The sequence below is a fragment of the Streptomyces sp. NBC_00252 genome, assembly GCF_036187565.1.
Lineage (GTDB): Bacteria > Actinomycetota > Actinomycetes > Streptomycetales > Streptomycetaceae > Streptomyces.
In genome coordinates, this window is the sequence record NZ_CP108087.1 from 9049004 (window position 1) to 9075544 (window position 26541).

The window sequence follows — 26541 nt, forward strand, 5'->3', positions numbered from 1 at the left end:
GCCCTAGCTCCTCGCAAAGATCAGTGGTCGGTTCCGTCGTCGTGGCTGTCATTCCTGCGCGCTGGGAACCCGCAGGGGATCGTGGGGGGCGTCGGTCTTGGCGGTGGCGAGCTGTTCGCCGAGTTCAGCGAGCCGGTTGCGGCCGAGGGCGGAGCGGACCTCGGGGAACCACTCCTTCTCCTCCTCCTCGACGTGGTGCCGCACGTTCTCCATGAGGACCGTCATCTTGGCGTCGAAGCGCTCGTCCTCGGGGTCCAGGCCCGCCAGCTCGGACAGCATCCACAGCACGACGTGGTGCTCCTCGACGCTCTCCAGCACATGATCGGTGGTGGTCGGCACGGCGGCACGGGCGGCGGGGTAGAAGATCTTCTCCTCGATCCAGGTGTGGACCGTCAGCTCCTCGATCACCTTGTCGGCGATCTTCCGCTTGGTCTTGTAGGCGCGGTCCCCGGCCTGCTCGAACTCCTTGAAGAGCTTCTCGACCGTCTGGTGGTCTTCCTTGAGCAGCACAATCGCGTCCATGGGCCCGCCTTCGCCTTGTCGGCATTCCGAAAGCCGGTCGGCCTCCGCACTCCGGCTACCCCCGGCAGCGCATCCGACCCACCTGAAGCGCACCTTTTGCCGGGTTCGGTTGTGGTGTCAGGGGCGGTCCCGGGGGAACCCGTCCTGTACCAGCTGCTCAGGAGACAGAACATGACCACGATCAGTGCGGCAGACATCCGCGAGTGGCGCAACCGCGACGTCGTCGACTCCGAGGGGCACAGGATCGGCGTACTCGAATCGGTCTACGTGGACACCGCCACCGACGAGTCGGCCATGGCCACGGTCCGCATCGGACTGCCCACGCGTCACCGGCTGGCGTTCGTCCCCCTCGACGACGCGGTCCTCGGACCCGGCTACGTGAAGGTCACCTACCCGAAGGCGCAGGTGAAGAACGCGCCGTCGATCGGCACGGACGACGTCCTGCCGGCCGAGGGCGAGGAAGCGATCTTCCAGCACTACGGCATGGAGTACCGGCCCGGCGCGGGCGGCGAGAGGCAGCTCGCGCGCCGCTGACCCGCTGTCCGACCTGAAGGTGGTGTTCCGCGATGGTTCTCTTCCTGCTGCTCCTCCTGATCGCCCTCGTCCTGGGAATCATCGGCGCGACCGCGAACGGCCTGGGCTACCTGCTGGTGATAGGCATCGCAGTCCTCGTGGCAGCCTTGGCCCTCGTCGCGGTGAGGTGGTCACGGCGCGCGGGGAGCCGTCCTGTTCGGTAGTGGGGTCAGCGGTGGCCTATGCCGTTTGGCTGCCGATCTGCGCCTGCTTCCATCGCGTCATGGCAGTGGTGTGATGCAAGGGGACCACTGACACCACGACGAACAGCCCGAAGAGGGTTATGGGCAACAGCCCGACAGGGCGCAGCAGACCCGCGGGATCATCGCGCAGCCCCTGCCAGTTGCCGATCCAGTTCGCGGAAACGTCCAGCACCATCACGGCGCCCGCAAGCCAGACCCCTTGGCGCCGCACGAACGCCACCAACACGACGACCAGCGGATCAAGAACCGCCAGGCTGATGAAGAACGACTGGATGGCAACCTGTGGGAATGACGCGTAGGCGTGGAACCCACCGCGGATCAGGTCGAGCAGGTGAGCGCAGGCCCCTTCAAGGAAGCCGATCAAGTACACCGCGAGAACCCATCTCGCCCACAACGGTTGCCGCACCCACCGTTCCCGCAGCTGAACCCCCACCAGGCCACCCTAGGCAAGCCCTTCCCGCCTTGACAAAGGGATAGAGGGACGCCGGGCGTGGCTCAGCGGAAGCGGGGTGATCGTGGTGTCCGAGGTCGGCCGCCGTCAGCGGAGAGGGCGTCGGCTGCGTCGGGACAGGCGTACGGCTGCGAAGGCGAGGTCGGCCACCAGGACGACGATGCCGATGGCCAGCAGATAGCCCAGGCCGTTGGCGGTCACCCCGATGATTCCCAGGACGACGGCCACGAGGACCAGCAGCAGGAAGAGCACCACGACTCGAACACCTCCCTTGGACCCGACAAGGTCGCCTGTAATTTTACTGCGGTCCGCCTGAGGCAGCTGCTCCGGCGGGCGCCGCTACCAGGTGGGACACCGGGGGCCGGAACGACCGCCGGGCCGGTCAGTCCATGCGGCGGTGGTCCTTCTTGCTCCAGGCACGGGTGTCGCGGGGCGGGACGTACGGCTCCTCGTCCTTCGGGTGGCCGCCGGCGACGGCGCGCTGGCGGGCCAGCTCGGCGTCGAATTCGAGGCCGAGCAGGACGGCGATGTTGCTGATCCACAGCCACATCAGGAACACGATCACGCCGGCGAGCGTGCCGTACGTCTTGTTGTACGACGCGAAGTGCGCCACGTAGAACGCGAAGCCCCCCGACGCGATCATCCAGACCACCAGGGCCAGCACACTGCCGGGAGTGACCCAACGGAAGCCGCGGCCTTTCACGTTGGGCGCCGCCCAGTACAGGATCGCGATCATCGCCATGACCAGGACGACCAGCCCCGGCCACTTCGCGATCGACCACACCGTCAGCGCCGCGTCCCCGATACCGAGGGCGGAACCCGCCGCGCGGGCCAGGCCGCCGGTGAACACCACGATGAGCGCGCTGACCACCGTCAGGACGAGCAGGACCACGGTGACGCCGACCCGGATCGGCAGCACCTTCCACACGGGGCGGCCCTCGGGCATGTCGTAGACGACGTTGGCGCTGCGGATGAACGCCGCTATGTAGCCGGAGGCCGACCACACCGCGACCACGATGCCGACCACGGCGACGATCGAGCCGAGGCCGCCGGGCGCCTGGAGTTGGCGTACCGCGTCGCTGATGATGTCCCGGGCCGAACTCGGCGCCAGTTTCGCGATGTTGTCCAGGACCTGCTGTGTCGCCGACTTGCCGGCGATGCCGAGCAGCGAGACCAGGACCAGCAGGGCGGGAAACAGCGACAGCACCCCGTAGTACGTCAACGCCGCGGCCCTGTCGGCGAGTTCGTCGGCCTGGAACTCCCTGACTGTGCCCTTCAGCACCGCCCACCAGGACCGCTTCGGCAGTTTGCCGGGCCGGTCCGGCGCCCGCCGCTCGACCTGTTCATCTGGTCCCGGTGTTCGTGACATACCAGTGGGGTTACCCGGCTCGGCCCGACCATGCGTGGCGGGCGGCCACCAAGTGATTCCACCGGCAGCCGGTCCGGTCCGCCCTGATCAGAGTTCGATGCCGAAGAGCGCTGCCGCGTTGGCGGAGGAGAACTTCCGTCGGTCCTCGTCCGAAGTGAAGTGTCCGAGAAAGGAGTTGATCTCGTCCTCTGCCGGGTGCTGGAAGGGGTAGTCGGTGGAGAAGATCAGCCGGTCGACGGTGGTGACGGACAGGGCGTGCTGGAGCAGCGCGGGGTTGAGCATGCCGGAGGCGGTGATGTGGAAGTTCGTCCGGATGTAGTCCGAGACAGGCCGTTGCAGGCCGGCGAGGCGGGAGAGGCTGTCGGCCCGGTCGAGCCAGAACAGCAGCATCTCGCCCCAGTGGCCGAGCACCACCTGCAGCGCGGGGTGGCGGTCGAAGGTGCCGCGCAGGATGAGCCGGAGTGCCGCGGTCGCGGTGTCGAGGTGCCAGCCCCAGCCGAAGGTGGCGAGGCCCAGATCGGTCAGGTCGCCGAGGCCCCGGTACGAGGCGTCGCGCACCGCGTCCGAGGGGATCTGCGGGTGGAGGAAGACCGGCTGGCCGAGCTCCGCCGCGGCGGCGAAGAACTCGTCGTAGGCCGGGTCGTCGAGGAGGCGGTCGCCGGAGCGGCCGTAGACCATCGTGCCGACGTGGCCCAGGCCCTTCGCGCGCACGAGCTCGTCGACGACGTGCTCCGGTGAGGACATGGGGAGCGTGGAGAGCGCCCGCAGCCGCGTCGGGTTCTTTTCCACGGCCGCGATGGCCATGTCGTTCGCGGCGCGGCTCAGGTGGCGGGCCTGCTCGGGAGGGAGCGGCTGGGTTCCGGGCGGGGTCAGAGCGAGGACCGAGATGTCGATGTCCTGGGCGTCCATCGCGGCGATCCGGCCCTCGCCCAGGTCCTCCAGGCGGTGCAGGTGGTCGCCCATCTCGTTGAAGGCGAGGCTCTCGTCCGGGCGGGGCAGGACCTTGAGAGCGGAGGTGAGATCCGGGGTCACCCAGTGTTCTTCGATGGCGATGAGCGTCATGGTCTTCGTCCTTCGATCGGGCGGGCGGCACGTTCGGTGGCCGCGTTCCGCCGATACCTGTCAGTTGACAGCAAAGCTAACGCCCGGACTAAAGTAGCTGTCAACTGACAGCAATCGACGATGACGGCGGAGGTCCTGGCGCATGGACGAGGAGCAGGCCTCGCGGCTTTTCGAACTCGCCGACCGGATCCTGGCGGTGGGCCGCCACATCGGGGCGTCGAAGGAGGGCGAGGTCGAGTCGGGAACGCCGCTGCAGGGAGCGGTGATGCGCTACATCGACCGCCACCCGGGCACGACGGCCCGCGAGGCCGCCGAAGCCACCCAGATGATCTCGAGCAACTTCAGCCGGGCGGTGCGGGGCCTGGAGCAGGCGGGGCTGGTACGGCGCGACGCCGATGAGCACGACGCGAGGCGGGTGCGCCTGTATCCCACGGAGAAGGCACAGGAGAACCTGCAACGACTGCGTGAGGTCTGGAGCGGCCTCCTCGCGGAGGCCGTGACCGATGCCGACGACATCGACGCCGTGATCGCGACCCTGCGCGCCATCGAGACCCGGCTGGTCGCCCGAACCCGCCCCGGGGACCGGTGATGCCGGCTCAGCCCTGGAGGTAGGCGAGGACGGCCAGGATCCGGCGGTGGTCGTCCTCGGACGGTTCCAGTCCGAGTTTCGAGAAGATGTTGCGGCTGTGCTTGCTGACCGTCGCCTCGCTGACGAACATGCGCGCGGCGGTGGCGGTGTTGGAACGGCCCTCGGCCATCAGCGAGAGGACCTCGTGCTCGCGCGGTGTCAGTTCCAGGAGGCGGGGGTCCGCCGAGCGGTGGGTGAGGAGGGCGCCGACGACGTCCGGGTCCATCACCGTGCTGCCGGCGGCGACTTGCCGGACGTTGGCGACGAACTGCTCGACGGCCATCACCCGGTCCTTCAGCAGATACCCGACCGCCCCGGCACGGTCCGACATCAACTCCCGTGCGTACAACTGCTCGACGTACTGCGAGAGCACCACGACGGGCAGGGCCGGGATCCGCTTGCGTACCTCGATCGCGGCGCGCAGCCCCTCGTCGGTGAAGGTCGGGGGCAGGCGTACGTCGACGATCGCGACGTCGGGCCGATGGGTGGTCAACGCCCGTATCAGGGAAGGGCCGTTGTCGACGGCGTCGACCACGTCGAAGTCGTTGGCCCGGAAGATCCTGATCAGGCCCTCGCGCAGCAGGGCGAGGTCTTCGGCTATGACGATGCGCACGGCAGCGACATCCTTATCTCGGTGGGTCCGCCGGGCGGACTGTCGGCGGTCAGGGTGCCGTCGAAGGCCGACAGACGGCGCGCGACGCCCCGCAGTCCCGTTCCGGCTTCGGGAGCCGCGCCGCCACGGCCGTCGTCCCGCACCCGAATCGACAGCGACCCCGCCGTCGTACCGGGGTACGGCGTGAACTCCACGTGGATGTCGATGCGTTGCGCCTGGGCATGCTTGATGGCGTTGGTCAGTGCCTCGGCCACGGCGAAGTAGGCCGCCGACTCGACCGGCGCGGGCAGCCGTCCGGGCAGGCTCGTGACCACCGTCGTAGGAATCGGGTTGGCCAGCGCCAGGGCTTCCAACGCCCCGTCCAGGCCCCGGTCGGCGAGCACCGGTGGATGGATGCCGCGTACCAGGTCCCGTAGTTCGGTCAGGGCGCCGGCGGTCGACGCGCGGGCCTCCGCCAGCAATTCCGCGACGGCTTGCGGATCTTCGGGGAGGAGTTGTTCTGCCAGGCCGAGGCTCATGCCCAGTGACACCAGTCGGGCCTGCGCGCCGTCGTGCAAGTCCCGTTCGATCCGGCGCAGTTCACCCGCCTGCGTGTCGACGGTCTCGGCCCGGGAGGCGGCCAACTGCGCCACACGGGCGCGTAGTTGTGCCTGCGCGGTGGGCGCGATTAGGGCGCGGACCAGCAGGGCGTTGAGGTTCGCCAGCCGCACGGCGGTGGTGTACCAGAGCAGGAGGAACACCGGGCCCAACGGCACCATGGCGAACGACTCCTGGACGCTGTGCAGCCGGAAGCCGTTCCCCAACGGGGTGCGGAACACCTCGGGAGGGGTCAGCGCGAACACCAGCGGATAGCTGAGGTAGAAGACGCCGCAGACGAAGAACAGGAACGACAGTCCGCAGGTGAACCACCCGGTGATCGAGTTGGTCGCCAGCCAGGCCCAGTCCCGCCAGGTCGCCGGGTCGCGCAGGATCGCCCGGAGCCGTACCGCCCAACTGCCGTCCGGGGGAGGGGAGTAGGGCCGGGCCACCGGCTCACCGAGTCGGTCGGCGGCCCATTGCCGGTGCAGGTCGGCGAACCAGCGCACCAGGACCGTCGAGAGCAGGGTCAGCGGGATGCCTGCCCCGAGCGCCATGAGCGTCAGCGAGGTCGTCCAGAGCGTGAGCAGACCGAATCCCAGGACCGAGCCGAGCAGCAGGACGAACGACCACCCCAGCAGGCTCACCCGCAGGGCGAACGCGGCGCGCGGGGTGACACCGGGGGCGGGACGCTGCCCCGACTTCCCTCCCTCATAAGGGACTTGGCCTTCGCCGGGGTACGTCATCGCGCTCCATCGTCATGTATCGGGTCCACGCCGGACGGCAGAACGGCCGGTCGACCGGCACCACGTCACCGCCACCGCCACCGTCACGGGCCAGAAGTCGATGATTGCCCGCCGAGCCGAGTCGGCGCACTGGGGTTACCTCCACCATCGCTGGGCGCCAGCCCCCGTGTTCTTCGTCGCCGTGGCCGGAAGGCTGGAGCCGTCGGAAGGCGTGGTGCGGCACCTCCCGCACCGCCGCGTTTCTCGCCAGCCCCGACGGCCGATGACCCGGGCCGGGCCGAGCCGCCCGTTCCGCCGTTCCCCCATGTTCAGGAGGACACCCCATGCCCAGGAACACCCTCTGCCCGCGCCCCGCCCGGCGGGCCTACCTGACGCTGACCCTGGCCGCCGCACTGACCGGCGCGCTCACGGCCTGCACGGCGGCGGACGCGGCGCAGGACACCGCCCACGCCCCGACCGGGCGGCCCGGCGTGACGTCGGCCGAGAAAGCCCGGCTGGCGACGCTCGCGCAGCAGGTCGTGGACGCCGGAGCGCCCGGCGCTCTCGTGCGGGTCGACGACGGCCACGGAAGGGCGGCCTCGATCGCCCGGCAGGCGTCCTGGGCCAGGACCGACCACACGCTGACCGTGAACGACGAGTTCCGCGTGGGCTCCAACACCAAGACGATGGTCGCCACCGTGATCCTCCAACTGGCCGCCGAACGGCGGCTCCAGCTGACCGACCCGGTCGAGAAGTGGCTGCCCGGTCTCATCCCGAACGGGTCCGCGATCACCGTGCGGATGCTGCTCAACCACACCAGCGGCCTGTACAACATCATCCCCGGCGACGCCGACGTCCTGAAGACGTTCACCGGCCAGGACGCCCGGCAGTGGACCCCCGAGGAACTGATCGCCGCGGGCGTCCGGCACGACCCGCTGTTTCCGCCCGGCACGCAGTACTCGTACAGCAACACCGGGTACATCGCGCTCGGCCTGGTCGCCGAGAAGGTCACCGGGCACAGCCTGCGCGACCTGATCCAGGAGCGGATCGCCGGGCCCCTGCACCTGAAGAGCACCTACCTGGTCGACGGCTCCGACCGGACCGTGAGCCCCCGACTCACCCACGGCTACGAACCCGACGCGGCCCATCTGGCGCCGGTGCTCTGGCCCGGCATCCCCGCCGGGACGGCCTTCGCCGGGCCCGCCAGGCCGGCCGGCTACGTCGACGCCACCCGGATCAACGAGAACACCGAGTGGGCCGCCGGGAGCATGGTCTCCTCCGCGCAGGACTGGGCCCGGTTCGACACCGCGCTGATGTCCGGCAAGCTCCTGCCGTCCGCCCAGCTGAGGGAGATGAGGACCACCGTCGCGGAGGAGAGCGGCAACCCCAACCGCTACGGCCTCGGCCTGGAGAAGAAGGCCACCCCCTGCGGCCCGGTCTGGGGCCACGACGGGCAGGCTCCCGGCTACTCCAGCTGGAACTACACCGACAGCACCGGCCGACGCACCGTCTCGGTCTACGTCCCGACCATCTTCGGCATCGCGGCAGCCAAGCCCGCGGCCGCCACCGAGACCCTGCTCAACGCCGCGGTCTGCACCATGCTCGGCAAGCCGGTCCCGGCCGCGTCCGCCTCCGCGCCGACCGGCTCATGAGCGCGGAAGCCGTGCCGTCCCGCCTGCCGCTCACCCCAACTCCCCACATCGCAAAGGAAGTTGCTCAGCCATGTCCGCACTAGCCAGCTGGTGCTTCCGGCACCGCCTCCTCGTCATCGGGATCTGGGCCACCCTGCTGGTCGCGCTCGCCGTGCCGTACGCGACCCTCGGCACCAGCTACTCCGACGCCTTCAGCCTGCCGGGGCTGGAGTCCTCGAAGGCGCAGGCCCGGCTCCAGGCGGCCGAGCCCCGACAGGCCGGGGACACCGACCAGATCGTGGTGCACCTGCGTCACGACGGATCGGTCCGGGACACCGCCGTCCGGCAGAAGGTGACCTCGATGCTCGACCGGGTCGCCGCACTTCCCTCGGTCGCCTCGGTGACCAGCATGTACGGCCCCGACGGAGCGGCCAGGATCAGCAAGGACGGCCGGACCGCCTACGCGACGGTCACGTTCGACGCGCAGGCCGAGCGGATACCCGTCGCCGATGTCACCCGGGTCATCGACACCGCCCGGGCCGCGCGTGACGCGGACCTGCGGGTGGAACTCGGCGGCCAGGCGGTCAGCGACGCGGCCGAGGGCGGGACGCGGAGCACCGAGGCCATCGGTCTGATCGCCGCCGGCATCATCCTCTTCGTCGCCTTCGGCTCCCTGCTGGGCATGCTCCTGCCCCTGCTGGTCGCGGTCGCCGCGCTCGGTGCCGGGCTGCTCGCCGTCGGTCTGACCTCGCATGTGATGACCCTGGGCAGCGACGCCCCGACGGTCGCGGCCCTGATCGGGCTCGGGGTCGGCATCGACTACGCCCTGTTCATCGTCACCCGCCACCGGACCGGCCTGCGGAACGGACTGACACCGGAGCAGGCGGTGGTACGGGCACTGGACACCTCCGGGCGGGCGGTGGTCTTCGCCGGACTCACCGTCGTCACCGCCCTCCTCGGCCTGCTCGTCCTGCGCGTCGGCCCCCTCAGCGCGATGGGGATCAGCGCCGCAACGGCCGTACTGGCCACGGTGGTTGCGTCGGTGACCCTGCTGCCGGCCCTCCTCGGGCTCTTCGGTGGCAGGCTTCTGACGAGGCGTCAGCGACGGACCCTGACCGCCCACGACTCGGAAGCCGGTACGCGGCAACCGCGGGCCACGTCACGCCCCCGAGGCCGCTGGGCCGAGCAAGTCGAGCGCCACAGAACCCTGTTCGCCCTGGCCGCGCTCCTCGTCGTCGCCGTCCTCTCGCTGCCCGCGCTGTCCCTGCGCCTGGGCACCTCGGACGCCGGCAACGATCCGAAGGGCACCACCACCCGGGCCGCGTACGACCTCCTCGCCGAAGGCTTCGGCCCCGGCTCCAACGGCCCGCTCGTGCTGGTCGCCCAACTGGGCGCGCCCAGCGACGCGTTGGCCCTGGACAAGCTGGTCTCGGCCGTGCGCGCCACCCCCGGGGTCGCCTCGGCGACGGCGGAGCCGGTCACCTCCGCGACACGGCTGTCCCTCATCGACGTCGTACCGACCGGCGCACCGCAGGACGAGGCCACCAGCACCCTGATCACCCACCTGCGCAAGGACGTTGTCCCCGCCGCCGAGCGGGGGAGCGGACTGACGGTCTACGTCGGCGGCACGACAGCCACCTCAGGTGACCTGGCCGACCTGCTGGCAGGCAAGCTGCCGATCTTCCTCGCCGTGATCGTCGTACTCGGCTGTCTGCTGCTGATGCTCGCCTTCCGCAGCGTTCTCGTACCGCTGACCGCCGCCGTGATGAACCTGCTGGCCTCGGCCGCGTCGTTCGGAGTCGTGGTCGCCGTGTTCCAGTGGGGATGGGGCTCCGAACTCCTCGGCCTCGGGAAGGCCGGGCCGGTGGAGGCCGAGCTCCCGGTGATCATGCTGGCCATCCTCTTCGGCCTGTCCATGGACTACCAGGTCTTCCTCGTCAGCCGGATGCACGAGGAGTGGGAACGCACCCGCGACAACCACCGCGCCATCCGCATCGGCCAGGCCGAGACCGGCCGGCTGATCAACGCCGCCGCTCTGATCATGATCTGCGTGTTCACCGCCTTCGTCCTCGGCGGCGAGCGGGTCATCGCCGAGTACGGCGTGGGCCTGGCCGCGGCCGTCGCCATCGACGCCTTCGTCCTGCGCACCGTGCTGGTCCCGTCCCTGATGCACCTGCTGGGACGGGCGAACTGGTGGCTGCCCGCCTGGCTGGAGCGGACCCTGCCGCGCGTGTCCATCGAGGGCACGCCCGCGAGTGCCACTCGGCTGGAGCGGCCGACGGAGGTTCCCCACCACCCGGACGTGACGACGACCGCGAGCCGATCGACAGCGGTGCCGCAGCCTTCCCGCCACGGTTCACCGCTACGACAGGACCGCAGGCCGAGTGCCCCCAAGTCCCTTGCTGCGGCGTACCTCTGGTGGTTCTTCCTCGGCCTGTTCGGCGTGCACCACTTCCATCTCGGCAGGACCGGCCGAGGGCTGCTGTACCTGTGCACCCTCGGCCTCTGCGGACTCGGCTGGCTGTACGACGCCTTCACCCTGCCCCGCCAGGTCCGGAGCGCGAACGTACGACTACGCGCGGGTCAGGCCGCCTGGATGAGTTCGGGGCGGCCGAACAGCAGGGCGTAGCCGGAGGGGAGTTGGGCGAGGACACGGGAGAGGAGGTCCTCGCCGGCGATCCGGGCCAGGACGCGGAACACGGTGCCGGTGTCCCAGCGGGTGGTGGCCGGGCTGCCGCCGGTGGAACTCGCCAGGTCCTTGACGAAGGCCCAGCCGGTGAGGGCCTCGGTGGCGGGGACCTGGGAGGTGAAGGTGGCGGCGGCCTCGTAGGGCAGCCGGGCGGCGAGCTCGACCCTCTCCTCGCCGGTGACCTGGCGTCCGAAGGCGGACAGTACGGCGTGCACGGCCTGTTCGGCCTGGGCGCGGGTGGCGTAGGCGCCTTCGTACCGCACCTGTGCCAGCATCTGCTCGAACGTCATGCCCGCGGTGGACCGGAACTGCTGCTGCTGGTGATTCATCGCTGACACGGTTGCCTTCCTCATGTGCGGTGGGGGTGTCACCGGTGGCCGGGGGCCCTTGGCTCGCGTCATCGGTGACGACGGGGGTCGGGAAAGTGGGGGTGCGGTCGCCTGGCGGCCGGGTGGGTCAGGCGGGCTGGGGGTGGCCGAACAGCAGGTCGTAGCCCGCCGGGAGCTGGAGCAGGATGTGGCCGGTGAGTTCCTCGCCCGCGGCTTCGGCGGCCACGCTGAGGACGGCGCTCACGTCCCAGGCGGCGGTCTGTTCGGTGGCTCCCTCGATCCAGGCAGCGGTGGCCCGTACGAACCGCTCGGGCGACAGCGGCTCGCGTGCCTGGAGCGGACTGAGCAGGACCAGGGCCAGGTCCTCCGGCAGCCGGGCGGCCAGGTCCGCGCGCACCTCGCCCACCAGATGCGCGCCCAGCAGGGCCAGCACCGTGCGCGTGGCCCGCTCGGCCTCCTCGGTGCTCTCGTACGCGCCACGTTCCTTGACCTGGTCGAGGAACGCCTCCCATCGCATCACCATCGCTGCTCCCGTGCGTGGACGCGGGCGGGTCGGACGGAGGACGGGGGTGACCGCGGGGGAGGTCGGCCCCCCGTCCTCAGGTGGGGCTGAGCGTCGGCTCAGCCGCTGATCTCCTTGCGTGCGGACCCGCCGCCGATGGCGATCTTGCGGGGCTTGGCGCGCTCGGCGATCGGGATCCGCAGGGTCAGCACCCCCGCGTCGTAGGCCGCGTCGATGCGCTCGGTGTCCAGGGTGTCGGCCAGCATCACCTGGCGGGAGAAGACGCCCAGGGGCCGCTCGGAGAGCTCCATCTGCACGTCGTCCGCCTTGGCGACGGGCCTCCGCTCGGCCTTGACCGTCAGCATGTTCCGCTCGACGTCGATGTCGATCGCGTCCTTGGCCACGCCGGGCAGGTCGAAGGCGATCACGTACTCATCGCCCTCGCGGTAGGCGTCCATCGGCATCGCCGACGGCCGCGACCAGGTGCCGGTCGTGTTCAGGACCTGCTGGGCGATCCGGTCGAGCTCACGGAAGGGGTCGGTACGCATCAACATCGTCAAACACCTCCAGGGTTCAGGTCGGTCACTGCCAATGCGTTTACCTGCCATCCGTTGTAACATGTCATCCAGGTGATGACAAGCTCGCAGTCATCGAGATGATGACAAAAGAGTTGGAGGCCCGATGACCAGGGACGATGAGCCCACCCCGCGCGCTCCCGATCTCGCGCCGGCATCCTTCCTCGCCGCCGCGGCGGCCCTGGACACGATCCGGGAGGCCCTGCACACCGCCCAGGCCGCACCGTCCGGCACAGCCCCCGTGCCGGACGCCGGCACTTCCGAGCAGGTGCTCGCCGCACTGCTGGTGCTGCGGGAAGCGCGCGAGCAGCTCGCCGAGTGGGAACCGGGCCTGATCGAGGCCGCGCGGGACGCGGGCGCCAGCTGGGCCGATCTCGCTCACCCCCTGGGCGTGTCCAGCCGCCAGGCCGCTGAACGCCGCTACCTGCGCGTCCGCCCCGGCAGGCCCGGGTCCACGGGGGAGCAGCGGGTGACCGCCACCCGCGACCGCCGTGCCGCCGACCGCACCGTCTCCGCCTGGGCCCGTGCCAACGCCGCCACCCTGCGCCAGCTCGCCGGCCAGATCACCGCACTGCCCGACCTCTCCGCCGCAGCCGACGCGCCGCTCGCCGAACTCAGCACCGCCCTCGCCGACAACGACCCGGCCGCCCTCGTCACCCCGCTGACGGACACGCGCCCCTACCTGGCGTCCGGCCACCCCGACCTCGCCGCCCGCGTCGACGACCTCACCCGCCACACCGACGGACTCCGCCGACGCAGCGGCGACCAGCGCCGCAACCGAGACTGAGCCCAGGCCCCCATCGGCACGGGGCACGGACTACGGGCAGTGGAAGTGCCGCACGGTTCTGACGAGCCCGGCGCGTTCTCGTGAGCCGTTCGCGGCAGGGGCGAAACTCCCGTAGGCCGCCCCCGACGAATTTCGACCATCCCGGCCGTCGCCAACGCTCAGGCACGGGACAGCCGGGCTCCGGCGAGGCGTGAGCGGTCCAGGCGGGGACGGGGCCGTTGGGATGCTGGGCGGCGAAGGCGGCCAACTGGACTCCCGCGTCTCCGGTGATCCCTGGCGACGTGCGGATTCCCGACGTCCACATGGCCCGCATCCCCTCGCGGCCCGGCCACACCAGGCCGGGGGCCGACCCGGTGCGGGACGAGAAGCGCCGCTCACGCGGAAGTCGGCAGTTCACCGCATGCGTGCCGTGCGGAGACGCGGGCACACGTGCCGATCATGCGAACTCGACAGTCGTCAGCCGGGAGGGCTCCGCGATGACCGTTTCTGATCCCCGACCCGCACGTCCCGCGCCGCCCCCGTGGGCCGTGGTGCTGGGCGGCGCCGCGGGCTCGCCGACGTCGGGCGACGATCTGCCGGAGCTGGTGCGACAGGCCCGCGCGCAGGGTGGTGTCGCCTGGATCATGGTGAACGGCGACGACGGTGACGGGCTGCGGAGGGCCGCCGACGCGTGCGGTCTGGCCCATGGCCTCGCGGAGCGAGCGAGTGCGCCGGGCACACGAGCAGGGCTGGCACGGGTGGACGACGTCACCGTCCTGACGCTTCGGACGTGTTGCCTCGACGGACCTGCGGGCGCCGGTGGGTTGCCACGTGTGAGCCGTACCGGATGCGTGGTCCTGTTCGCCGGGCCGGGATTCGCGCTGGCCGTGGAGCACGGCCGGACCGGGCTGCGAGAAGCCCTCGTTCGGAAATTCGACGACCGGTTCGTGGGCGGCAAGGACTCGACCGAGCTGGTACGGCTTGTGACCAGCGTGGTCACGGACCAGTACGAGGAGATCGCCGAAGCGCTGGAGGAGGCGACCGAGGAGGCGGACCCGGAGCCTGATGACGACGTGCTGACGAAGATGGGGCGGCGGGCCGAGCGGGGCGAACGGCGGCGCCGACTCGCGGCCGCCCACCACCTGCACCGGCAGATCTTCCGGCTCCGGCGCACCGCCGGGCCCGCCGCGCTGGCCTTCGGGGCGGCGGCGGAAGTCTTCCCCGCGTCGGGGCCGGGCGACGATCCGCTGGGTGACCTCGCGCACCGGCTGCGACGGGTCGTGGAGCAGATCGAGCAGCTCGGGGAGATGCTCGACAGCGCCAGGGACGCCTGGACCGCGGAGGTCGGCGTCAGCCAGAACGACGATATGCGGCGCATCAGCGCGGTCGCGGCCCTGGCCGCGGTGCCGACCGTGGTGGTCGGGAACTACGGCATGAATTTCGACAACATGCCGGAGCTGCACTGGCGTTGGGGCTACCCGATGACCATCGTCGCCACCGCGGCGATCTGCGGAATCCTCTACGCGCTGTTCAGGCGCCTGAAATGGCTGTGACCGGCTCCCGCCCGCTCACCACCGGTACCAGCGGCCCCTTGACCCTCCAGTTCCGGCGCTGCGGAACACGAAACCCAGGAGCCACAGCACCGCGACGATGATGGCGATCCACCACAGGAGATGAACGGCGAATCCCGCTCCGGCCAGGATGAGGGCGAGGAGCAGAACAAGAATCAAGGCGACCATGTCGATTCTCCCTTCCGGAGAGCCGAGTGCCCGCAGGGCGGTACGTCATGCGGGCACCCGGCGCGGAGCCGGCCCGCGAGGTCAGCGTTCGTACTGCGGGACCCACTGCGTGCGGGTGACCGCCGCCCGTAGTTCGTCCTCGGTCGCCTCCGGTGCCACGCCGTCCTCCACGGCCGCCACCGCCGCGGCGACGGCGATTTCGAGGGCGGCCTCGCGCATGCCCCCGAGCGGTGGCAGAAGGGGTGCGGGGCCTCCGTCGTCCGGCACGGACCGTGCGGCGCACCGGCCCACGGCGCGGGCGGCGGCGACCAGCATCCGGTCGGTGACCCTGGTCGCACGGGCCGCCGTCACCGCGAGGCCGATCGCCGGGAAGACGTACACGTTGTTCGCCTGGGCCACCGGCACCTCGCGGCCGTCGGTCTTCAGCGGCGGGAACGGTGACCCGGTGGCGATCAGCGCCTTGCCGTCCGTCCAGCGGGCGAGGTCGGCGGGGTCGGCCTCGGAGTGGGAGGTCGGGTTGGACAGCGGGAAGATCACCGGCCGCTCGCACGTGGACGCCATGTGCCGCACGATCTCCTCGGTGAAGGCGCCCTTCGCGGTGGACAGCCCGATCAGCACGGTCGGCTCCACCCGGCGGACCACCTCGGCCAGGTCGTACGACTCCGGCATGTCGCCGCGGGCGTAGACGCGCTGCTCCTCGCTCAGTCCGTCCCGCGAGTCCACGAGCAGTCCGTCGACGTCCACGAACCAGAAGCGCGAACGGGCCTCGTCCGGTGACAGGCCCTCGTCCGTCATCGCCGTACGGATCATGTCGGCCACGCCGACCGCCGCGGAGCCCGCGCCGAGGACCACGATCCGCTGGTCGGTCAGGCGGGTGCCCGCGACCGTCGTGGCCGTGGTGAGTGCTCCGAGGGCTACGGCGGCGGTGCCCTGGATGTCGTCGTTGAAGGTCAGCAGCCGGTCCTGGTAGCGGGTGAGGATCGGGCGGGCGTGGGCGGTCGCGAAGTCCTCCCACTGCAGCAGCGTGCCCGGCAGCTCGGCCTCCACCGCCGACACCAGTGCCTCCACCAGCTCGTCGTACGCGTCACCGGTGACCCGGTGCTTCCGGCGGCCCAGGTAGTGGGGGTCGGCCAGCAACTCCTCGTTGTCCGTCCCCGCGTCCAGCAGGATCGGCAGCGTGCGGGCCGGGTGGATGCCGCCGATCGCGGTGTAGAGGCTGAGCTTGCCGACCGGGATGCCCATGCCGCCGACACCCTGGTCGCCCAGGCCCAGGATGCGCTGGCCGTCGGTGACGACGATGACGTCCACGTCCGCGTGCGGGCGGTTGCGCAGGATCTCCCGGAAGCGATGCCGGTCCTCGTACGACAGGAACAGTCCCCGGGGGCGCCGGTAGATCTCGCTGAAGCGCCGGCACGCCTCCCCGACGGTCGGCGTGTAGACGACGGGCAGCGTCTCCTCCAGATGGCCGGTGACCAGGCGGTGGAAGAGGACCTCGTTGGTGTCCTGCAGCTGGCGCAGATAGATGTGCCGGTTCAGCGGCTTGTCGTAGCCGAGGAACGCCTCGTACGCGCGGTCGGCCTGCTGGTCGAGCGTCTCCACCGCGGGCGGAAGCAGCCCGTCGAGACCGAACTCCGCCCGTTCCTGGGGGCCGAAGGCGGTGCCTTTGTTGCGCAGGGGGTCCGCGAGCAGAGTCGTGCCGCGGGGGGATTTGTTCACTGTCATGCGGGTTCTCCTTCCCGGGAACGCGTACGCGACGGCAAAGCCGCCGGCAAGGAACGGTCATCACTCCGACGGCATCCAGTCGGTACCGGGGAGCGGGACCGGTCGCGGCTGTCCGTCAGGGGCCGGCCGGGTCGGGGAAGCGGACGTCGTTCGCGGTCGTGATGTGCGCCCTCTGTTTCCCGGATTTCGCCGTGGTGCGAGCGGCACTGCCCGAAGTCGTCGTTGACGATGACGATCAGCGCGGTCTTCGCCATGTCCTCCAGCCTGCACCTCCGAGCGGACTCTTCGCCTCCGGTGCCGTGCCGAGCGGGGAGAGGCGGGCTCGACGTGCCGGGCAAGGGCCCCGTACACCAGGTCCTTTAGCACCGCGGGGTGTGGGAAAGCGGCTTGTGAGTGCACAGGACAGGAAACACGCCACATCTCCCGGCTGATCAGCACCTCGTGCGCCACCGTGCGCGAACGCGTCCTGGCCGGCGCCGCGTAGGGCCGTCGCGCCACAACCGGTGCCAGGAGAGCGGCGGAGCCCCGGGAATCCGCGTCGGCTCTTGCTTTTCCAGGACGTCATTGACGGACCCCGCCGTGCCAGGTCGGCACGGCGGGGTCCGTGAGACGGGATCGCCGTGTACGGGGCCACCGGCTGAGCCGGCAGCGCGGTCGCGGCGGTCGGCGCGGAAGGTCAGCCGGACGGCTCGTCGGGCACCGGGTGCTCGGGCCGGGGGCTACCGGAGCGCGGGGAGCCATGCCGACCCGTACCGGCTTCGTCCGTGTCGGGGACCTGCGAGTCGGGCTGCTCGTCCTCAGCCGGCCGGGGCGCGTCGCCGTCGGGCTCCCAGGCCTCCCCGGCGGCGCCCGCCTGCTGGTCGGGCATGTCCCTCGGTATGGGCTTGGTCTCCCGGCCCACGCTGTCCCCGTGACTGCCCGGACTGTACTCGTTCACACTGATCTCCCACTCTTGGCCGGACTTCGACCCGGCCCCGGGTACCCCACGCTGGGCGCGGTCACACGGGGTGGCCGGTACTCTCCGGACGCCTCGCCGCTGTTCGCCGCCCAGGTCAGTCGGCTGCGCCGCTGTGCCCGTCGGGGCGTTCGTCCGCGTCCTCGCCTGCGAAGAAGTCCCCCAGGGAGGAGGCGAGCGTCTCCGGAGCCTGCTCTGCCACGTGGTGCCCCGAGTCGATGCCGTGACCGCGCAGGTCCGGCGCCCACGCGCGCCAGATCTTCAGCGGGTCGCCGTACAGGTCCTCCAGGTCGTCCCGGAGCGACCACAGGACCAGCGCCGGACACCTGATCCGCACCCCGGCCGCCCGGTCCTCCTCCTCGTGCCGCCGGTCGACGGTGAGACCGGCCCGGTAGTCCTCCAGCATCCCTCGTACGACATCGGGGTTTCTCGTGGCCTCCCGCCACTCGGCGTGGTTCTCCTCGCCCATGCTCCGCGGGTCGCCGCTGTACCAGCTGTCCGGGTCGGCGTTGATGACCCGCTCGGGGACGTCGGGCTGGGCGAAGAAGAACCAGTGCCACCACTGGGTGGCGAACTCCGGCGTGATCCGGGACAGATGCTCGGTGACGGGCAGGCTGTCGATCAGGGCCACCTTCGACACCGCGTCCGGATGATCGAGCGCGAGCCGCAGGGCGACGCTGCTTCCGCGGTCGTGCCCGGCGAGGGCGAACCGGCTGTGGCCGAGGCGACGCATCACCGCGACGACGTCGGCGGCCACAGCCCGCTTGGAGTACCCGGTGTGGTCCGCCGTGGGCACCGGCCCGCGCGAGCGGCCGTAGCCGCGCAGGTCGGGACAGACCACGGTGAAACCGCGCCGTACCAGCAGCGGTGCCACCCGGTGCCAGGTCGCGGACGTGCGGGGATGACCGTGCAGCAGGACCACCGGTGGGCCCTCGCCGCCGTGGCGGACGAAGATCGACGCGTCCTCGACCTCGAACCGGCTGATCTCGAAGCCCTCGAACAAGGCACTGCCTCCCAGTGGACGACCACAGAGTCGGACGGTGACTCGCGTACCCGGGATGTTCGGTTTGCCGCCCGCCGAGCGGGAATGCCGGCCGCGTCGAGAGCCGCCGGGCCCAGGAGTGGACACTCCTCGGTGACTTCCGGTGTACGAGTTCCGGTTCCTCGAACCCGTTCAGCAGATGCCGGTCTTGTCGATCGGGTCCGGTTCGGGGGCGTGGAGCCGGGCGGGTGCCCGCGAGACGGCGCGGTGTACGACGGGGACGTGACAGGGGTACCGGAGACCACTTCGGGCACAGCGTTTGCGCTGGCCATCCCTGGAAACACGGGCGCATGTTCGGATTTGTCGCACCTGAAGGAGTCCGCGGTGATCACATCCACCGATGTCGCCCGTTCCGGAGCCTCCTCAGCCGGCGGAGGGAGAGCGTCCGACGTCGGCGAGGGGAGAGCGCCCGACGCCCGCGAAGGGGGGATGCCGGACACCGGTGAGCGGCGGACGTCCGCGATGTTCGCCGGGTTCGTCGAGCGGGAGGCGCCCGCCGTACCGCTTCCGGGACGCTCGACGGGCCGTAGATTCGCTGTCCTCACCGCGCTGGGACGCCGGGACCTGTCGCTCGCCCGGCTGGCCGAGGGACATCTCGACGCGGCTGCGATCCTCCATGAGGTCGAGGGCTCGCTGCCCGGGCCGGGGGAGCGGTGGGGAGTGTGGGCGGCACGGCCGCCGAGCCCCGTCGTGAACGCGACGCGCACGGAGGACGGATGGAGCCTGAGCGGTGTCAAACCGTACTGTTCCGGAGCCCGGTTCTGCACCCACGCGCTCGTGACCGCCGAGGCGGACGACGGGTACCGCCTCTTCGCCGTGGCACTGGACCACGCTGGCGTGACGCCGCTGCCCGGGACCTGGCCGGCGGTCGGGATGGCCGACAGCGACAGCCTCGACGTGTCCTTCACCGACGTGCCCGCCCGCGCGGTGGGCGAGCCCGGGGCCTACGTGGAGCGGCCCGGCTTCCTGCACGGAGGGGTGGGCGTGGCGGCCTGCTGGCTCGGGGGCGCGCACGCGGTCGCGGCACCGCTGTACGAGCGCTCCGGAGCCGGGCGGCTCAACGAGCACGCGGCGGCCCATCTGGGCGCGGTGGACGTGCTGCTCAGCACCGCCGACACGGTCATGCGCCGGGCGGCCGAGGACATCGACGCCGATCCCCTCGACGAGCGGGGGCAGGCCCGGGTGCGCGGCATGCGGGTGAGGGCCCTGGTCGAGAAGGTGTGCGCGGAGGTCCTCGACCACACCGGGCGGGCCCTGGGCGCCGGCCCGCTCTGCCACGACGAACACCATGCCCGCGCGGTGGCCGACCTGACCGTGTACATCCGGCAGCACCACGCCGAGGGCGACCTCGCACAGCTGGGGCACGCGATCGGCGACGGTTCCCGGGAGACGCGATGAGGACGGCGAGAGGCGCCCTCTCCGCGGAGGAGCGCGAGGCGGCCGCCGCGGAGATCGACGGACCCGGAACCGAGGAAAAGGACTGGCGCACGGCCCGGCTGCCGGACCGCCTTCCCCACCTGGACCTTCCCGAGGGGCCCGTCGTGGTCGTGGCGGCCCATCCCGACGACGAGGTCCTGGGCTTCGGCGGCACCATGGCCGCCCTCGTCGGCGCGGGCATCCCCGTGCACACGATCTGTCTGACCGACGGGGAGGCCTCGCACGGCGACGGCGACGCACCGGCACGCGACACGCTGGCCGCGCTGCGTCGCCGCGAACTCACCGCCGCGCTGGACGAACTCGGCCCGCTCCACGCGCCCCTGCACACAGGCATCCCGGACACGGCCCTTGACCGGCACGAGGACGTGGCGACCGCGGCCATCGCCGGTCTGCTCTCCGAGACGGGCGCGCGCCTGTGCCTGGCACCGTGGGACCACGACCTGCACAGCGACCACGAAGCCGCCGGACGCGCGGCGCGCAGTGCCTGCCGCGCGACGGGCACCACGCTGTGGTCCTTCCCGGTCTGGATGTGGCACTGGGCCCGCCCCGACGACCCCCGGGTGCCCTGGCGGCGGGCCGCTGTCCTGCCGCTCACCCCCGTGGCACTCGGCCGCAAGAAGGCCGCGCTGGCACGCTTCACCAGCCAGCTCGAAGCACGTGGCCCCGGCATCCCGCCCGTGCTGCCGCCCGAGGAACTGGCCCATCACATCCGCGCGTTCGAAACGGTGATCCGGTGAACACCCCCGCCGCCTACTTCGAGGACCAGTACGCCGGCGCCACCGACCCCTGGCACCTGGCGGACCGCTGGTACGACCGCCGCAAATACGGCCTGACCATCGCCGCCCTGCCCCGCCCGCGCTACGAGCGGGCCTTCGAACCGGGCTGCTCGGTGGGCGTGCTGACCACTCTGCTGGCCGCCCGCTGCGACCGGCTGCTCTCCACCGACCGCATCGCCTCGGCGGTGGCGACGACGGCCCGGCGCACCCACGGGACGGACCACGTCACCGTCCGGCAGATGACGGTTCCCGACGAGTGGCCCGACGAACGGTTCGACCTCGTCGTCCTCTCGGAGCTGCTCTACTACTTCGACGACAGCACGCGGGCGCGGCTGCTGCGCCAGGCCACCGAAAGCCTGACCCCGGGCGGCCATCTCGTCACGGCGCACTGGAACCATCCCGTCGCCGAACACGCCTGCACGGGCCGGGACATCGCCGCACAGGTCGACGCCGTACCCGACCTGAAGCGACTGGCCCGCTACGACGACCCCGACTTCACCCTCACCGTCCACGAGCACGGCCGGGAAGACGGCCCCGTCCTCTCCCCGGCACGGGCGGAGGGCCTGGCGTGATCCCCGCGGCCGTCGCCGTCGTCGTCCCCGCGCACAACGAGGAGGACCGTATCGGCGCCTGTCTGCGCAGTGTGCGGCGCGCGGCCGCACGGGTGGCGCCGCTGCCGGTCGTGACGGTGGTGGCGGCGGACGCCTGCACGGACGCCACAGCGGTCGTCGCCGCGCGGGCCGGGGCGCACGTGGTGCGTCTCGAACACCGCAGCGTGGGAGCCGCGCGCGCCGCCGGGACCGCCCACGCGCTGCACCTCCTCGCGGGCGGAGGGCGGCCCGTCTGGCTGGCGATGACGGACGCCGACACGACCGTGCCCGACACCTGGCTCACCAACCAGATCGACTGGGCGCGGCAGGGGCACGACGTCGTGCTGGGCACCATCCGGCTGGCCGGAGGATCACGCCGGCTGACCGCCCTGCACGACGCCCGCTACTTCCGCACCAGGCCCGCCGGGACGGGGGAGCCGTGGAGCCATCCGCACGTCCACGGGGCGAACCTGGGTCTCTCGGCCACGGCCTACCTGCGGGTGGGTGGTTTCGCCGCGCTGCCCACCGGCGAGGACCACGACCTCGTGTCCCGTCTCGCCGCTCAGGGCCATCGCATCGCCCGCACCGACCGCACCCCTGTCCGTACGGCCGCACGACTGCGCGGCCGGGCCCCCGACGGCCTCGCGGACCTGCTCGCCACCCTCCGCTCCTCGGTGTGGGACAGGCCGGTCCCCACACTCCGTTCCACCCCGGCCACCCGGCCCCGGCTGCCTCGGTGAGGTGCGGGCGGGCGGCCCGGGTGTCGGTGCGGTCCGAGCACCGGTCGGCTCTCAGACCGTGACCTGCCCTCCGGCTTCGCCCGGTGGGCCATCGCCATGGGAGCCCGGGAAGGCCACTCTCGTCCCGCCCTTCTCCCGGCGCGTCAACGGACCGCCGATGTTTGACCGGAGCCCAGACGTGTACGCGCACACCATGACCGAGTCGCAACGAGAGACAGAGCGGAAGTACGAAGCCCCCTCGGCCGATGACACCTCGTGGCTGCCCGACCTCACCGGCACGGACGTGATCGCGTCCGTCGTGGACCAGGGCACCGAGGACCTGGACGCCGTGTACTACGACACCGACGACCTGAGGCTGGCCCGCGCCTCGGCCACGCTCCGGCGCAGGACGGGCGGGAGCGACGCGGGCTGGCACCTCAAACTGCCGCTGTCCGGCGACAGCCGGGAGGAGGTACGGGCCCCGCTGTCCGAGGAACTCCCTGACGCCTTGCGGGAGTTGACGCTCTCCCGAACCCGGGGCGCGGAACTGCGGCCGGTGGTGCGCATCCGTTCCGACCGGGGTGTACGGCAGCTCGTCGCTTCCGACGGAACGGCCCTCGCCGAGCTGAGCGTGGACGCGGTCCGCGCCGAGTCGCTGCTCGGCGCGGGTACCCGGGCCGCGTGGACCGAGATGGAGGTCGAACTCGCCCCGGACGCCGACCTCGGGCTGCTGGACGCCGTGGAGAAGACGCTGGGCTCCCACGGCATTGGCCGCGCGCACAGCCCCTCAAAGCTGGCCCGCGCCCTGGAGGAGACGGGGGTCGGGGCGCCCCGTGTGCCGGACAGGCGTGCCGAGGCCGTGGTGCCGGGGTCCGCAGGCGACGAGATCCTGCGGTACGTGGACGAACGGGTCCGCGCCCTGGTGGACCTGGACCCCGCCGTCCGCCGCGACCTGCCCGACGCCGTGCACCAGATGCGCACCACGTGCCGTCGGCTGCGCAGCGTCCTGCGCTCCTACCGGTCGGTCCTGGACCGCGAGGTCACCGATCCCGTCCGCGACGAACTCAAGTGGCTGGGCGCCGAACTGGGCGCGGAACGCGACCACGAAGTCCTGCGCGAGCGACTGGCCGCCAGGATCGAGGAGTTGCCCCGGCAACTCGTCTTCGGCGAGACCGCCGCACGCTTCCAGATGTGGGACGTCGGCGACACCTCAGAGGCCCGCCTACGGACGCTCGCCACCCTGAACTCCCCTCGCCACCTGGCCCTGTTGAACAGTCTGGCGACGCTGACGGAACGCCCCCCGCTGCGCGGCAGGGCCGCCCGGCCGCCGGAGAAGGCCATGCGAAAGGCCGTCCTCAAGGAGTACGGCCGCCTGTCCGACCGCATGGCCCACGCGCTGGACCTGCCGCCGGGAACGAAACGCGACAAGGCCCTGCACGAAGCCCGCAAGGCCGCCAAGAAGACGCGGTACGCCACCGAACCGGCCCGCGACGCACTCGGCAAACCGGCCAAGCGTCTGGGCAAGCGGGTCAAGGCCGTCCAGCAGGTGCTCGGCGATCACCAGGACAGCGTCGTGGCGCGCGACGCCGTGCGGACGGTGGCCCTGGCGGCGCACGCGGCGGGTGAACCGAGCTTCACCTGGGGCCTGTTGTACGGCCAGGAGCAGGCTGCGGCCGAACGGGCCGAACGGGAACTGCCACCTGTGTGGGCCGAGGCGTCGCACCGAGCACTGCGCAAGGCGCTCAGCCGTTGAGGGGTGGTGCCCGTCAGCAACCGTGCCGGGTAGTCGTCGATGTGGCCGGACCGCAGGCGTCGTAGCGGAGCCGTCCTTGAGGGATCGCTGGGCGGCTTCGGGCGGGTCACGGTGAGCGCGGCCAGGGTCCAGCCGTTCACCACCCGGCGCGTACCCCATACCGACCGGTTTGCCTGCGTGGCGGCATCCAGGCACCGCCGCACCTCCTGGAGGGGGCGGCGGCCCGCGCCGACCTGCCGTTCCGAGTGCGCGGGTGTCCTCGGAGCGGCGGGACAAACCTCCGTGTTGGAGAGCTTTCTCCGGGTACGCGGTGGCGGTACCTGAAGATCCGGGACTCCACCCCAAGAGGAGACAGCATGCCTGGTCCGGCCGACTGGGGGATGTACCGGCGGACCCGGATCGAGGAGACCGCCGGGACCCAGGAGTCCCTGCCCTTCGCCGCCCTGATGTGCCTGCACCGCGATCAGGTCGAGTCCCTTGTGCGCAGGGCGGCCAGGACCCGCACAGAACCGGTCGACGACGAGACCACACGGCAACCCGCAGAAGGAGATCGAACACCATGCGTATCGCATTCCTGATGGCGCCCGAAGGCGTCGAGGAGATCGAACTGACCGAGCCGTGGCAGGCGGTCATGGACCAGGGTCACGAGCCGGTCCTCGTGTCGACGGAACCCGGAGAGGTCCAGGCGTTCAACCACCTCGACAAGGCCGAGGTGTTCCCGGTCCAGTTGACTGTGCGCGACGCGTCGGCGGATACCTTCGACGGCCTGGTGCTCCCGGGCGGGGTCGCCAACCCCGACCTGCTGCGTACCGACGAGCACGCCGTGGCGTTCGTACGCGACTTCTTCGACCTGGGCCGCCCGGTCGCCGCGATCTGCCACGCGCCGTGGACGCTGGTCGAGGCCGGCGTGGTCGCGGGCCGCACGCTCACCTCGTGGCCGAGTCTGCGTACGGACATCCGCAACGCGGGCGGCACCTGGGTCGACGAACAGGTGAGCGTCTGCGACGACGGCCCGAACACGCTCGTCACAAGCCGTAAGCCCGACGATCTGAAGGCGTTCTGCGAAGCCCTCCTCGTGGAGTTCGCCAAGGCCCGGAAGGCACCCTGACCGGACCTCGCGACCGGACGAACGGGCTCTGGCCCTGCGCGTCGTTCCCGGGTGGCAGTGGTCGGAGATCCGCAAGGACGTGAACACCGCCTGTACTGCCATCCGGGACTGCTCCACCAACTCGGCACCGGGAAACGCCGGCCCTGGGTGCCCCTAGGCCGGGTCGGAGACCGCGTCGACCGCCGCGGTCAGCTGGTGGCGCAGAGACTGGGACAGCGGTGGCCCGTTGACCGAATCGACGAGTTCTTCGGCGAGTTGGTGGAGTTTGGTGTTCGTGCGCTGGGAGACGTCGGCAAGGACGTTCCAGGCGGCCTCGGGGCTGAGGCCGTAGGAGGCCATCAGGACTCCGCGGGCGAGGTCGATGACCGGCCGGGTCAGCATCGCGCGCTTGAGCTGCGCGACTTCGACCCGCAGCTCCTCGGCCTCGTCGGACACCCCGAACTCCTCCGTGAGGTCGTGCGTCGTGGGGGAATGCGGGTGCCAGTCGTGGGCCACCCCGTCGAGGGGGGTACGCGCATCGGTGAACAGCGACGACGTGTCGGTGAGGGTCAGCAGTCTCTCGACCGCCGGGGCGGCCGCCCGGATGCGGAGGGTCTTGCCGTCCGTCAGGGCGATGCGGCGGACGCGCAGCAGGACGTTGAGGCCCGAACAGTCGCAGAAACCGGCTCCGGTCAGGTCGAGGTCCACTCCCTCGGACGACCGGGCGAGCGCCAGCCGCAGGGCGCGCTGCAGCGTCTGTTCGGTATCTATGTCGATCTCTCCGGAGACCACCACGACCGTCCGGGCTCCGGCCGGACGGGTCACGATCTCCAGGAAGGTCGACGGGTCGGCCGTCGTCGGGACGCGTGAAGTCGCGCGGTCGGCTGGGACGGCTGCACTGCTCCTGAGTGGAGCGGAAGGGTCGTGTTCCGGCATGGCGGTCTCTCCCGAAGCCCTCGCGTGTGCTCTGTCGGCACAAGTTTCTTCGGGCGCGTGAAACACGTCAAGAGATGCATGAACTTTATTTCGCGTCTTGATATGCATGAAACCTGGATCCTATGCTGGGTCCATGGTTGAAGCATCCGAGACACACACTGGATGGACGTTCCTCACCAGCCATGCCCGGGTCCTGGCCGCGATCGCCGAGGATCGCCGCACTCGCATCCGTGACATCGCCGTGCGTTGCCGGCTCACCGAGAGAGCCGTCCAGAAGATCATTTCCGATCTCGAGGAGGACGGCTATCTCACCCACACCCGGGAGGGGCGGACCAACGCGTACCGCATCCAGCCCGGGACCATCCTGCGGCACCCGGCCGAGGCGGGAATGACGGTCGATGGTCTGCTGTCCGCGCTCGCGCAGCAGGACGCACGGCGTGACGCGCCGCTTGCGCTGCCGCGTGAGCGCGATTCCGACTCCGCCCGGTGAGACGGCGGACTGGTTGAAGGACTTCAGGGACTGCATCGAGGGGGCTCGTGAGTTCGGGGGACGTGGTCGTCGGTAGGCCAC

29 protein-coding genes are annotated in these 26541 nt (G+C 71.2%); 14 read left to right on the plus strand and 15 right to left on the minus strand.

The genetic code is table 11. The annotated features are described in order from the left end of the window. Positions 1 to 48: 48 nt before the first annotated feature. The gene (locus OHT77_RS40250; protein WP_328833297.1) at positions 49 to 522 is read right to left on the minus strand and encodes a hemerythrin domain-containing protein; all 474 of its coding nucleotides are present in this window, start codon (positions 520 to 522) and stop codon (positions 49 to 51) included. Between the two features lie 171 nt (positions 523 to 693). On the opposite strand from OHT77_RS40250, the gene OHT77_RS40255 reads away from it, so the two are divergent. Together OHT77_RS40255 and OHT77_RS40260 are read left to right on the plus strand one after the other, a co-directional pair. Then, the gene (locus tag OHT77_RS40255; RefSeq protein WP_266774753.1) at positions 694 to 1056 is read left to right on the plus strand and encodes a PRC-barrel domain-containing protein; all 363 of its coding nucleotides are present in this window, start codon (positions 694 to 696) and stop codon (positions 1054 to 1056) included. Between the two features lie 32 nt (positions 1057 to 1088). Next, positions 1089 to 1259 carry a hypothetical protein gene (locus OHT77_RS40260; RefSeq protein ID WP_328833298.1) on the plus strand — a complete coding sequence of 57 codons (171 nt, stop codon included), beginning with the start codon at positions 1089 to 1091 and terminating at the stop codon, positions 1257 to 1259. A 16-nt stretch (positions 1260 to 1275) separates the two neighbouring features. On the opposite strand, the gene OHT77_RS40265 is transcribed toward OHT77_RS40260, so the two are convergent. From OHT77_RS40265 to OHT77_RS40280, 4 genes are all read right to left on the minus strand, one after another. Next, the gene (locus OHT77_RS40265; protein ID WP_328833299.1) at positions 1276 to 1731 is read right to left on the minus strand and encodes a hypothetical protein; all 456 of its coding nucleotides are present in this window, start codon (positions 1729 to 1731) and stop codon (positions 1276 to 1278) included. Between the two features lie 105 nt (positions 1732 to 1836). Further along, positions 1837 to 2004 carry a hypothetical protein gene (locus tag OHT77_RS40270; protein WP_328833300.1) on the minus strand — a complete coding sequence of 56 codons (168 nt, stop codon included), beginning with the start codon at positions 2002 to 2004 and terminating at the stop codon, positions 1837 to 1839. Between the two features lie 127 nt (positions 2005 to 2131). Continuing rightward, positions 2132 to 3118 carry a YihY/virulence factor BrkB family protein gene (locus OHT77_RS40275; protein ID WP_328833301.1) on the minus strand — a complete coding sequence of 329 codons (987 nt, stop codon included), beginning with the start codon at positions 3116 to 3118 and terminating at the stop codon, positions 2132 to 2134. 87 nt (positions 3119 to 3205) lie between these two features. Next, positions 3206 to 4180, minus strand: a complete 975-nt coding sequence (locus OHT77_RS40280) for an amidohydrolase family protein (RefSeq protein ID WP_328833302.1) — start codon at positions 4178 to 4180, stop codon at positions 3206 to 3208. Between the two features lie 142 nt (positions 4181 to 4322). Here OHT77_RS40280 and OHT77_RS40285 point away from each other — a divergent pair, with 142 nt between their 5' ends. Further along, entirely contained in the window at positions 4323 to 4769 is a 447-nt protein-coding gene (locus OHT77_RS40285; RefSeq protein WP_328833303.1) for a MarR family winged helix-turn-helix transcriptional regulator, read from the plus strand. A 7-nt stretch (positions 4770 to 4776) separates the two neighbouring features. Here OHT77_RS40285 and OHT77_RS40290 read toward each other — a convergent pair whose 3' ends face one another. After that, a complete protein-coding gene (locus tag OHT77_RS40290; protein ID WP_328833304.1) occupies positions 4777 to 5421 on the minus strand; it encodes a response regulator transcription factor in 645 nt (214 codons plus the stop codon). Further along, positions 5406 to 6743 (minus strand): sensor histidine kinase, encoded by a 1338-nt coding sequence (locus tag OHT77_RS40295; RefSeq protein ID WP_328833305.1) that lies wholly within the window; start codon positions 6741 to 6743, stop codon positions 5406 to 5408. The genes OHT77_RS40290 and OHT77_RS40295 overlap by 16 nt, the downstream gene beginning before the upstream one ends. A 323-nt stretch (positions 6744 to 7066) precedes the next feature. Here OHT77_RS40295 and OHT77_RS40300 point away from each other — a divergent pair, with 323 nt between their 5' ends. After that, positions 7067 to 8374, plus strand: coding sequence for a serine hydrolase domain-containing protein (locus OHT77_RS40300; RefSeq protein ID WP_328833306.1), 1308 nt, complete (start codon positions 7067 to 7069; stop codon positions 8372 to 8374). 70 nt (positions 8375 to 8444) lie between these two features. Further along, positions 8445 to 10982: an MMPL family transporter gene (locus tag OHT77_RS40305; protein WP_328833307.1), complete on the plus strand. Its 2538-nt coding sequence runs from the start codon at positions 8445 to 8447 to the stop codon at positions 10980 to 10982. Here OHT77_RS40305 and OHT77_RS40310 read toward each other — a convergent pair. The 3 genes from OHT77_RS40310 to OHT77_RS40320 all read right to left on the minus strand — a co-directional run bounded on the left by OHT77_RS40310 (position 10937) and on the right by OHT77_RS40320 (position 12427). After that, on the minus strand, positions 10937 to 11371 hold the full coding sequence (locus tag OHT77_RS40310; protein WP_328834467.1) for a DUF2267 domain-containing protein: 435 nt from the start codon (positions 11369 to 11371) through the stop codon (positions 10937 to 10939). The two genes, OHT77_RS40305 and OHT77_RS40310, sit on opposite strands and share 46 nt — an antisense overlap. A gap of 127 nt (positions 11372 to 11498) precedes the next feature. Continuing rightward, positions 11499 to 11894 carry a DUF2267 domain-containing protein gene (locus OHT77_RS40315; RefSeq protein ID WP_328833308.1) on the minus strand — a complete coding sequence of 132 codons (396 nt, stop codon included), beginning with the start codon at positions 11892 to 11894 and terminating at the stop codon, positions 11499 to 11501. Positions 11895 to 11992: 98 nt separating this feature from the next. Continuing rightward, positions 11993 to 12427 (minus strand): Hsp20/alpha crystallin family protein, encoded by a 435-nt coding sequence (locus OHT77_RS40320; RefSeq protein ID WP_328833309.1) that lies wholly within the window; start codon positions 12425 to 12427, stop codon positions 11993 to 11995. A 127-nt stretch (positions 12428 to 12554) separates the two neighbouring features. Between OHT77_RS40320 and OHT77_RS40325 the strand changes: the two genes are divergently transcribed. After that, the gene (locus OHT77_RS40325) at positions 12555 to 13235 is read left to right on the plus strand and encodes a type III effector protein (RefSeq protein WP_328833310.1); all 681 of its coding nucleotides are present in this window, start codon (positions 12555 to 12557) and stop codon (positions 13233 to 13235) included. 476 nt (positions 13236 to 13711) lie between these two features. Next, entirely contained in the window at positions 13712 to 14767 is a 1056-nt protein-coding gene (locus OHT77_RS40330) for a CorA family divalent cation transporter (protein ID WP_328833311.1), read from the plus strand. Between the two features lie 15 nt (positions 14768 to 14782). Here the strand turns inward: OHT77_RS40330 and OHT77_RS40335 are convergent, their stop codons facing one another. From OHT77_RS40335 to OHT77_RS40350, 4 genes are all read right to left on the minus strand, one after another. Then, positions 14783 to 14953 carry a hydrophobic protein gene (locus OHT77_RS40335; protein ID WP_328833312.1) on the minus strand — a complete coding sequence of 57 codons (171 nt, stop codon included), beginning with the start codon at positions 14951 to 14953 and terminating at the stop codon, positions 14783 to 14785. Positions 14954 to 15034: 81 nt separating this feature from the next. Then, positions 15035 to 16675, minus strand: coding sequence for an NAD-dependent malic enzyme (locus OHT77_RS40340; RefSeq protein WP_328833313.1), 1641 nt, complete (start codon positions 16673 to 16675; stop codon positions 15035 to 15037). 676 nt (positions 16676 to 17351) lie between these two features. Continuing rightward, positions 17352 to 17612, minus strand: a complete 261-nt coding sequence (locus OHT77_RS40345) for a hypothetical protein (RefSeq protein WP_328833314.1) — start codon at positions 17610 to 17612, stop codon at positions 17352 to 17354. Positions 17613 to 17727: 115 nt separating this feature from the next. Then, positions 17728 to 18633, minus strand: a complete 906-nt coding sequence (locus OHT77_RS40350; protein ID WP_328833315.1) for an alpha/beta fold hydrolase — start codon at positions 18631 to 18633, stop codon at positions 17728 to 17730. 468 nt (positions 18634 to 19101) lie between these two features. Here OHT77_RS40350 and OHT77_RS40355 point away from each other — a divergent pair, with 468 nt between their 5' ends. The 6 genes from OHT77_RS40355 to OHT77_RS40380 all read left to right on the plus strand — a co-directional run bounded on the left by OHT77_RS40355 (position 19102) and on the right by OHT77_RS40380 (position 25055). Further along, positions 19102 to 20070: an acyl-CoA dehydrogenase gene (locus tag OHT77_RS40355; protein ID WP_443048177.1), complete on the plus strand. Its 969-nt coding sequence runs from the start codon at positions 19102 to 19104 to the stop codon at positions 20068 to 20070. Further along, positions 20067 to 20846: a PIG-L deacetylase family protein gene (locus OHT77_RS40360; protein WP_328833316.1), complete on the plus strand. Its 780-nt coding sequence runs from the start codon at positions 20067 to 20069 to the stop codon at positions 20844 to 20846. The genes OHT77_RS40355 and OHT77_RS40360 overlap by 4 nt, the downstream gene beginning before the upstream one ends. Next, positions 20843 to 21457: a class I SAM-dependent DNA methyltransferase gene (locus tag OHT77_RS40365; protein WP_328833317.1), complete on the plus strand. Its 615-nt coding sequence runs from the start codon at positions 20843 to 20845 to the stop codon at positions 21455 to 21457. The genes OHT77_RS40360 and OHT77_RS40365 overlap by 4 nt, the downstream gene beginning before the upstream one ends. Then, positions 21454 to 22215 (plus strand): glycosyltransferase, encoded by a 762-nt coding sequence (locus OHT77_RS40370; RefSeq protein WP_328833318.1) that lies wholly within the window; start codon positions 21454 to 21456, stop codon positions 22213 to 22215. The genes OHT77_RS40365 and OHT77_RS40370 overlap by 4 nt, the downstream gene beginning before the upstream one ends. 193 nt (positions 22216 to 22408) lie before the next feature. Further along, a complete protein-coding gene (locus OHT77_RS40375) occupies positions 22409 to 23947 on the plus strand; it encodes a CYTH and CHAD domain-containing protein (protein ID WP_328833319.1) in 1539 nt (512 codons plus the stop codon). A gap of 559 nt (positions 23948 to 24506) precedes the next feature. Next, positions 24507 to 25055 (plus strand): type 1 glutamine amidotransferase domain-containing protein, encoded by a 549-nt coding sequence (locus tag OHT77_RS40380; protein ID WP_328833320.1) that lies wholly within the window; start codon positions 24507 to 24509, stop codon positions 25053 to 25055. Between the two features lie 153 nt (positions 25056 to 25208). Here the strand turns inward: OHT77_RS40380 and OHT77_RS40385 are convergent, their stop codons facing one another. Then, on the minus strand, positions 25209 to 25970 hold the full coding sequence (locus tag OHT77_RS40385) for an ANTAR domain-containing protein (protein ID WP_328833321.1): 762 nt from the start codon (positions 25968 to 25970) through the stop codon (positions 25209 to 25211). Positions 25971 to 26103: 133 nt separating this feature from the next. Between OHT77_RS40385 and OHT77_RS40390 the strand changes: the two genes are divergently transcribed. Continuing rightward, positions 26104 to 26460 carry a helix-turn-helix transcriptional regulator gene (locus OHT77_RS40390; RefSeq protein WP_328833322.1) on the plus strand — a complete coding sequence of 119 codons (357 nt, stop codon included), beginning with the start codon at positions 26104 to 26106 and terminating at the stop codon, positions 26458 to 26460. The last annotated feature ends 81 nt before the right edge of the window (positions 26461 to 26541 follow it).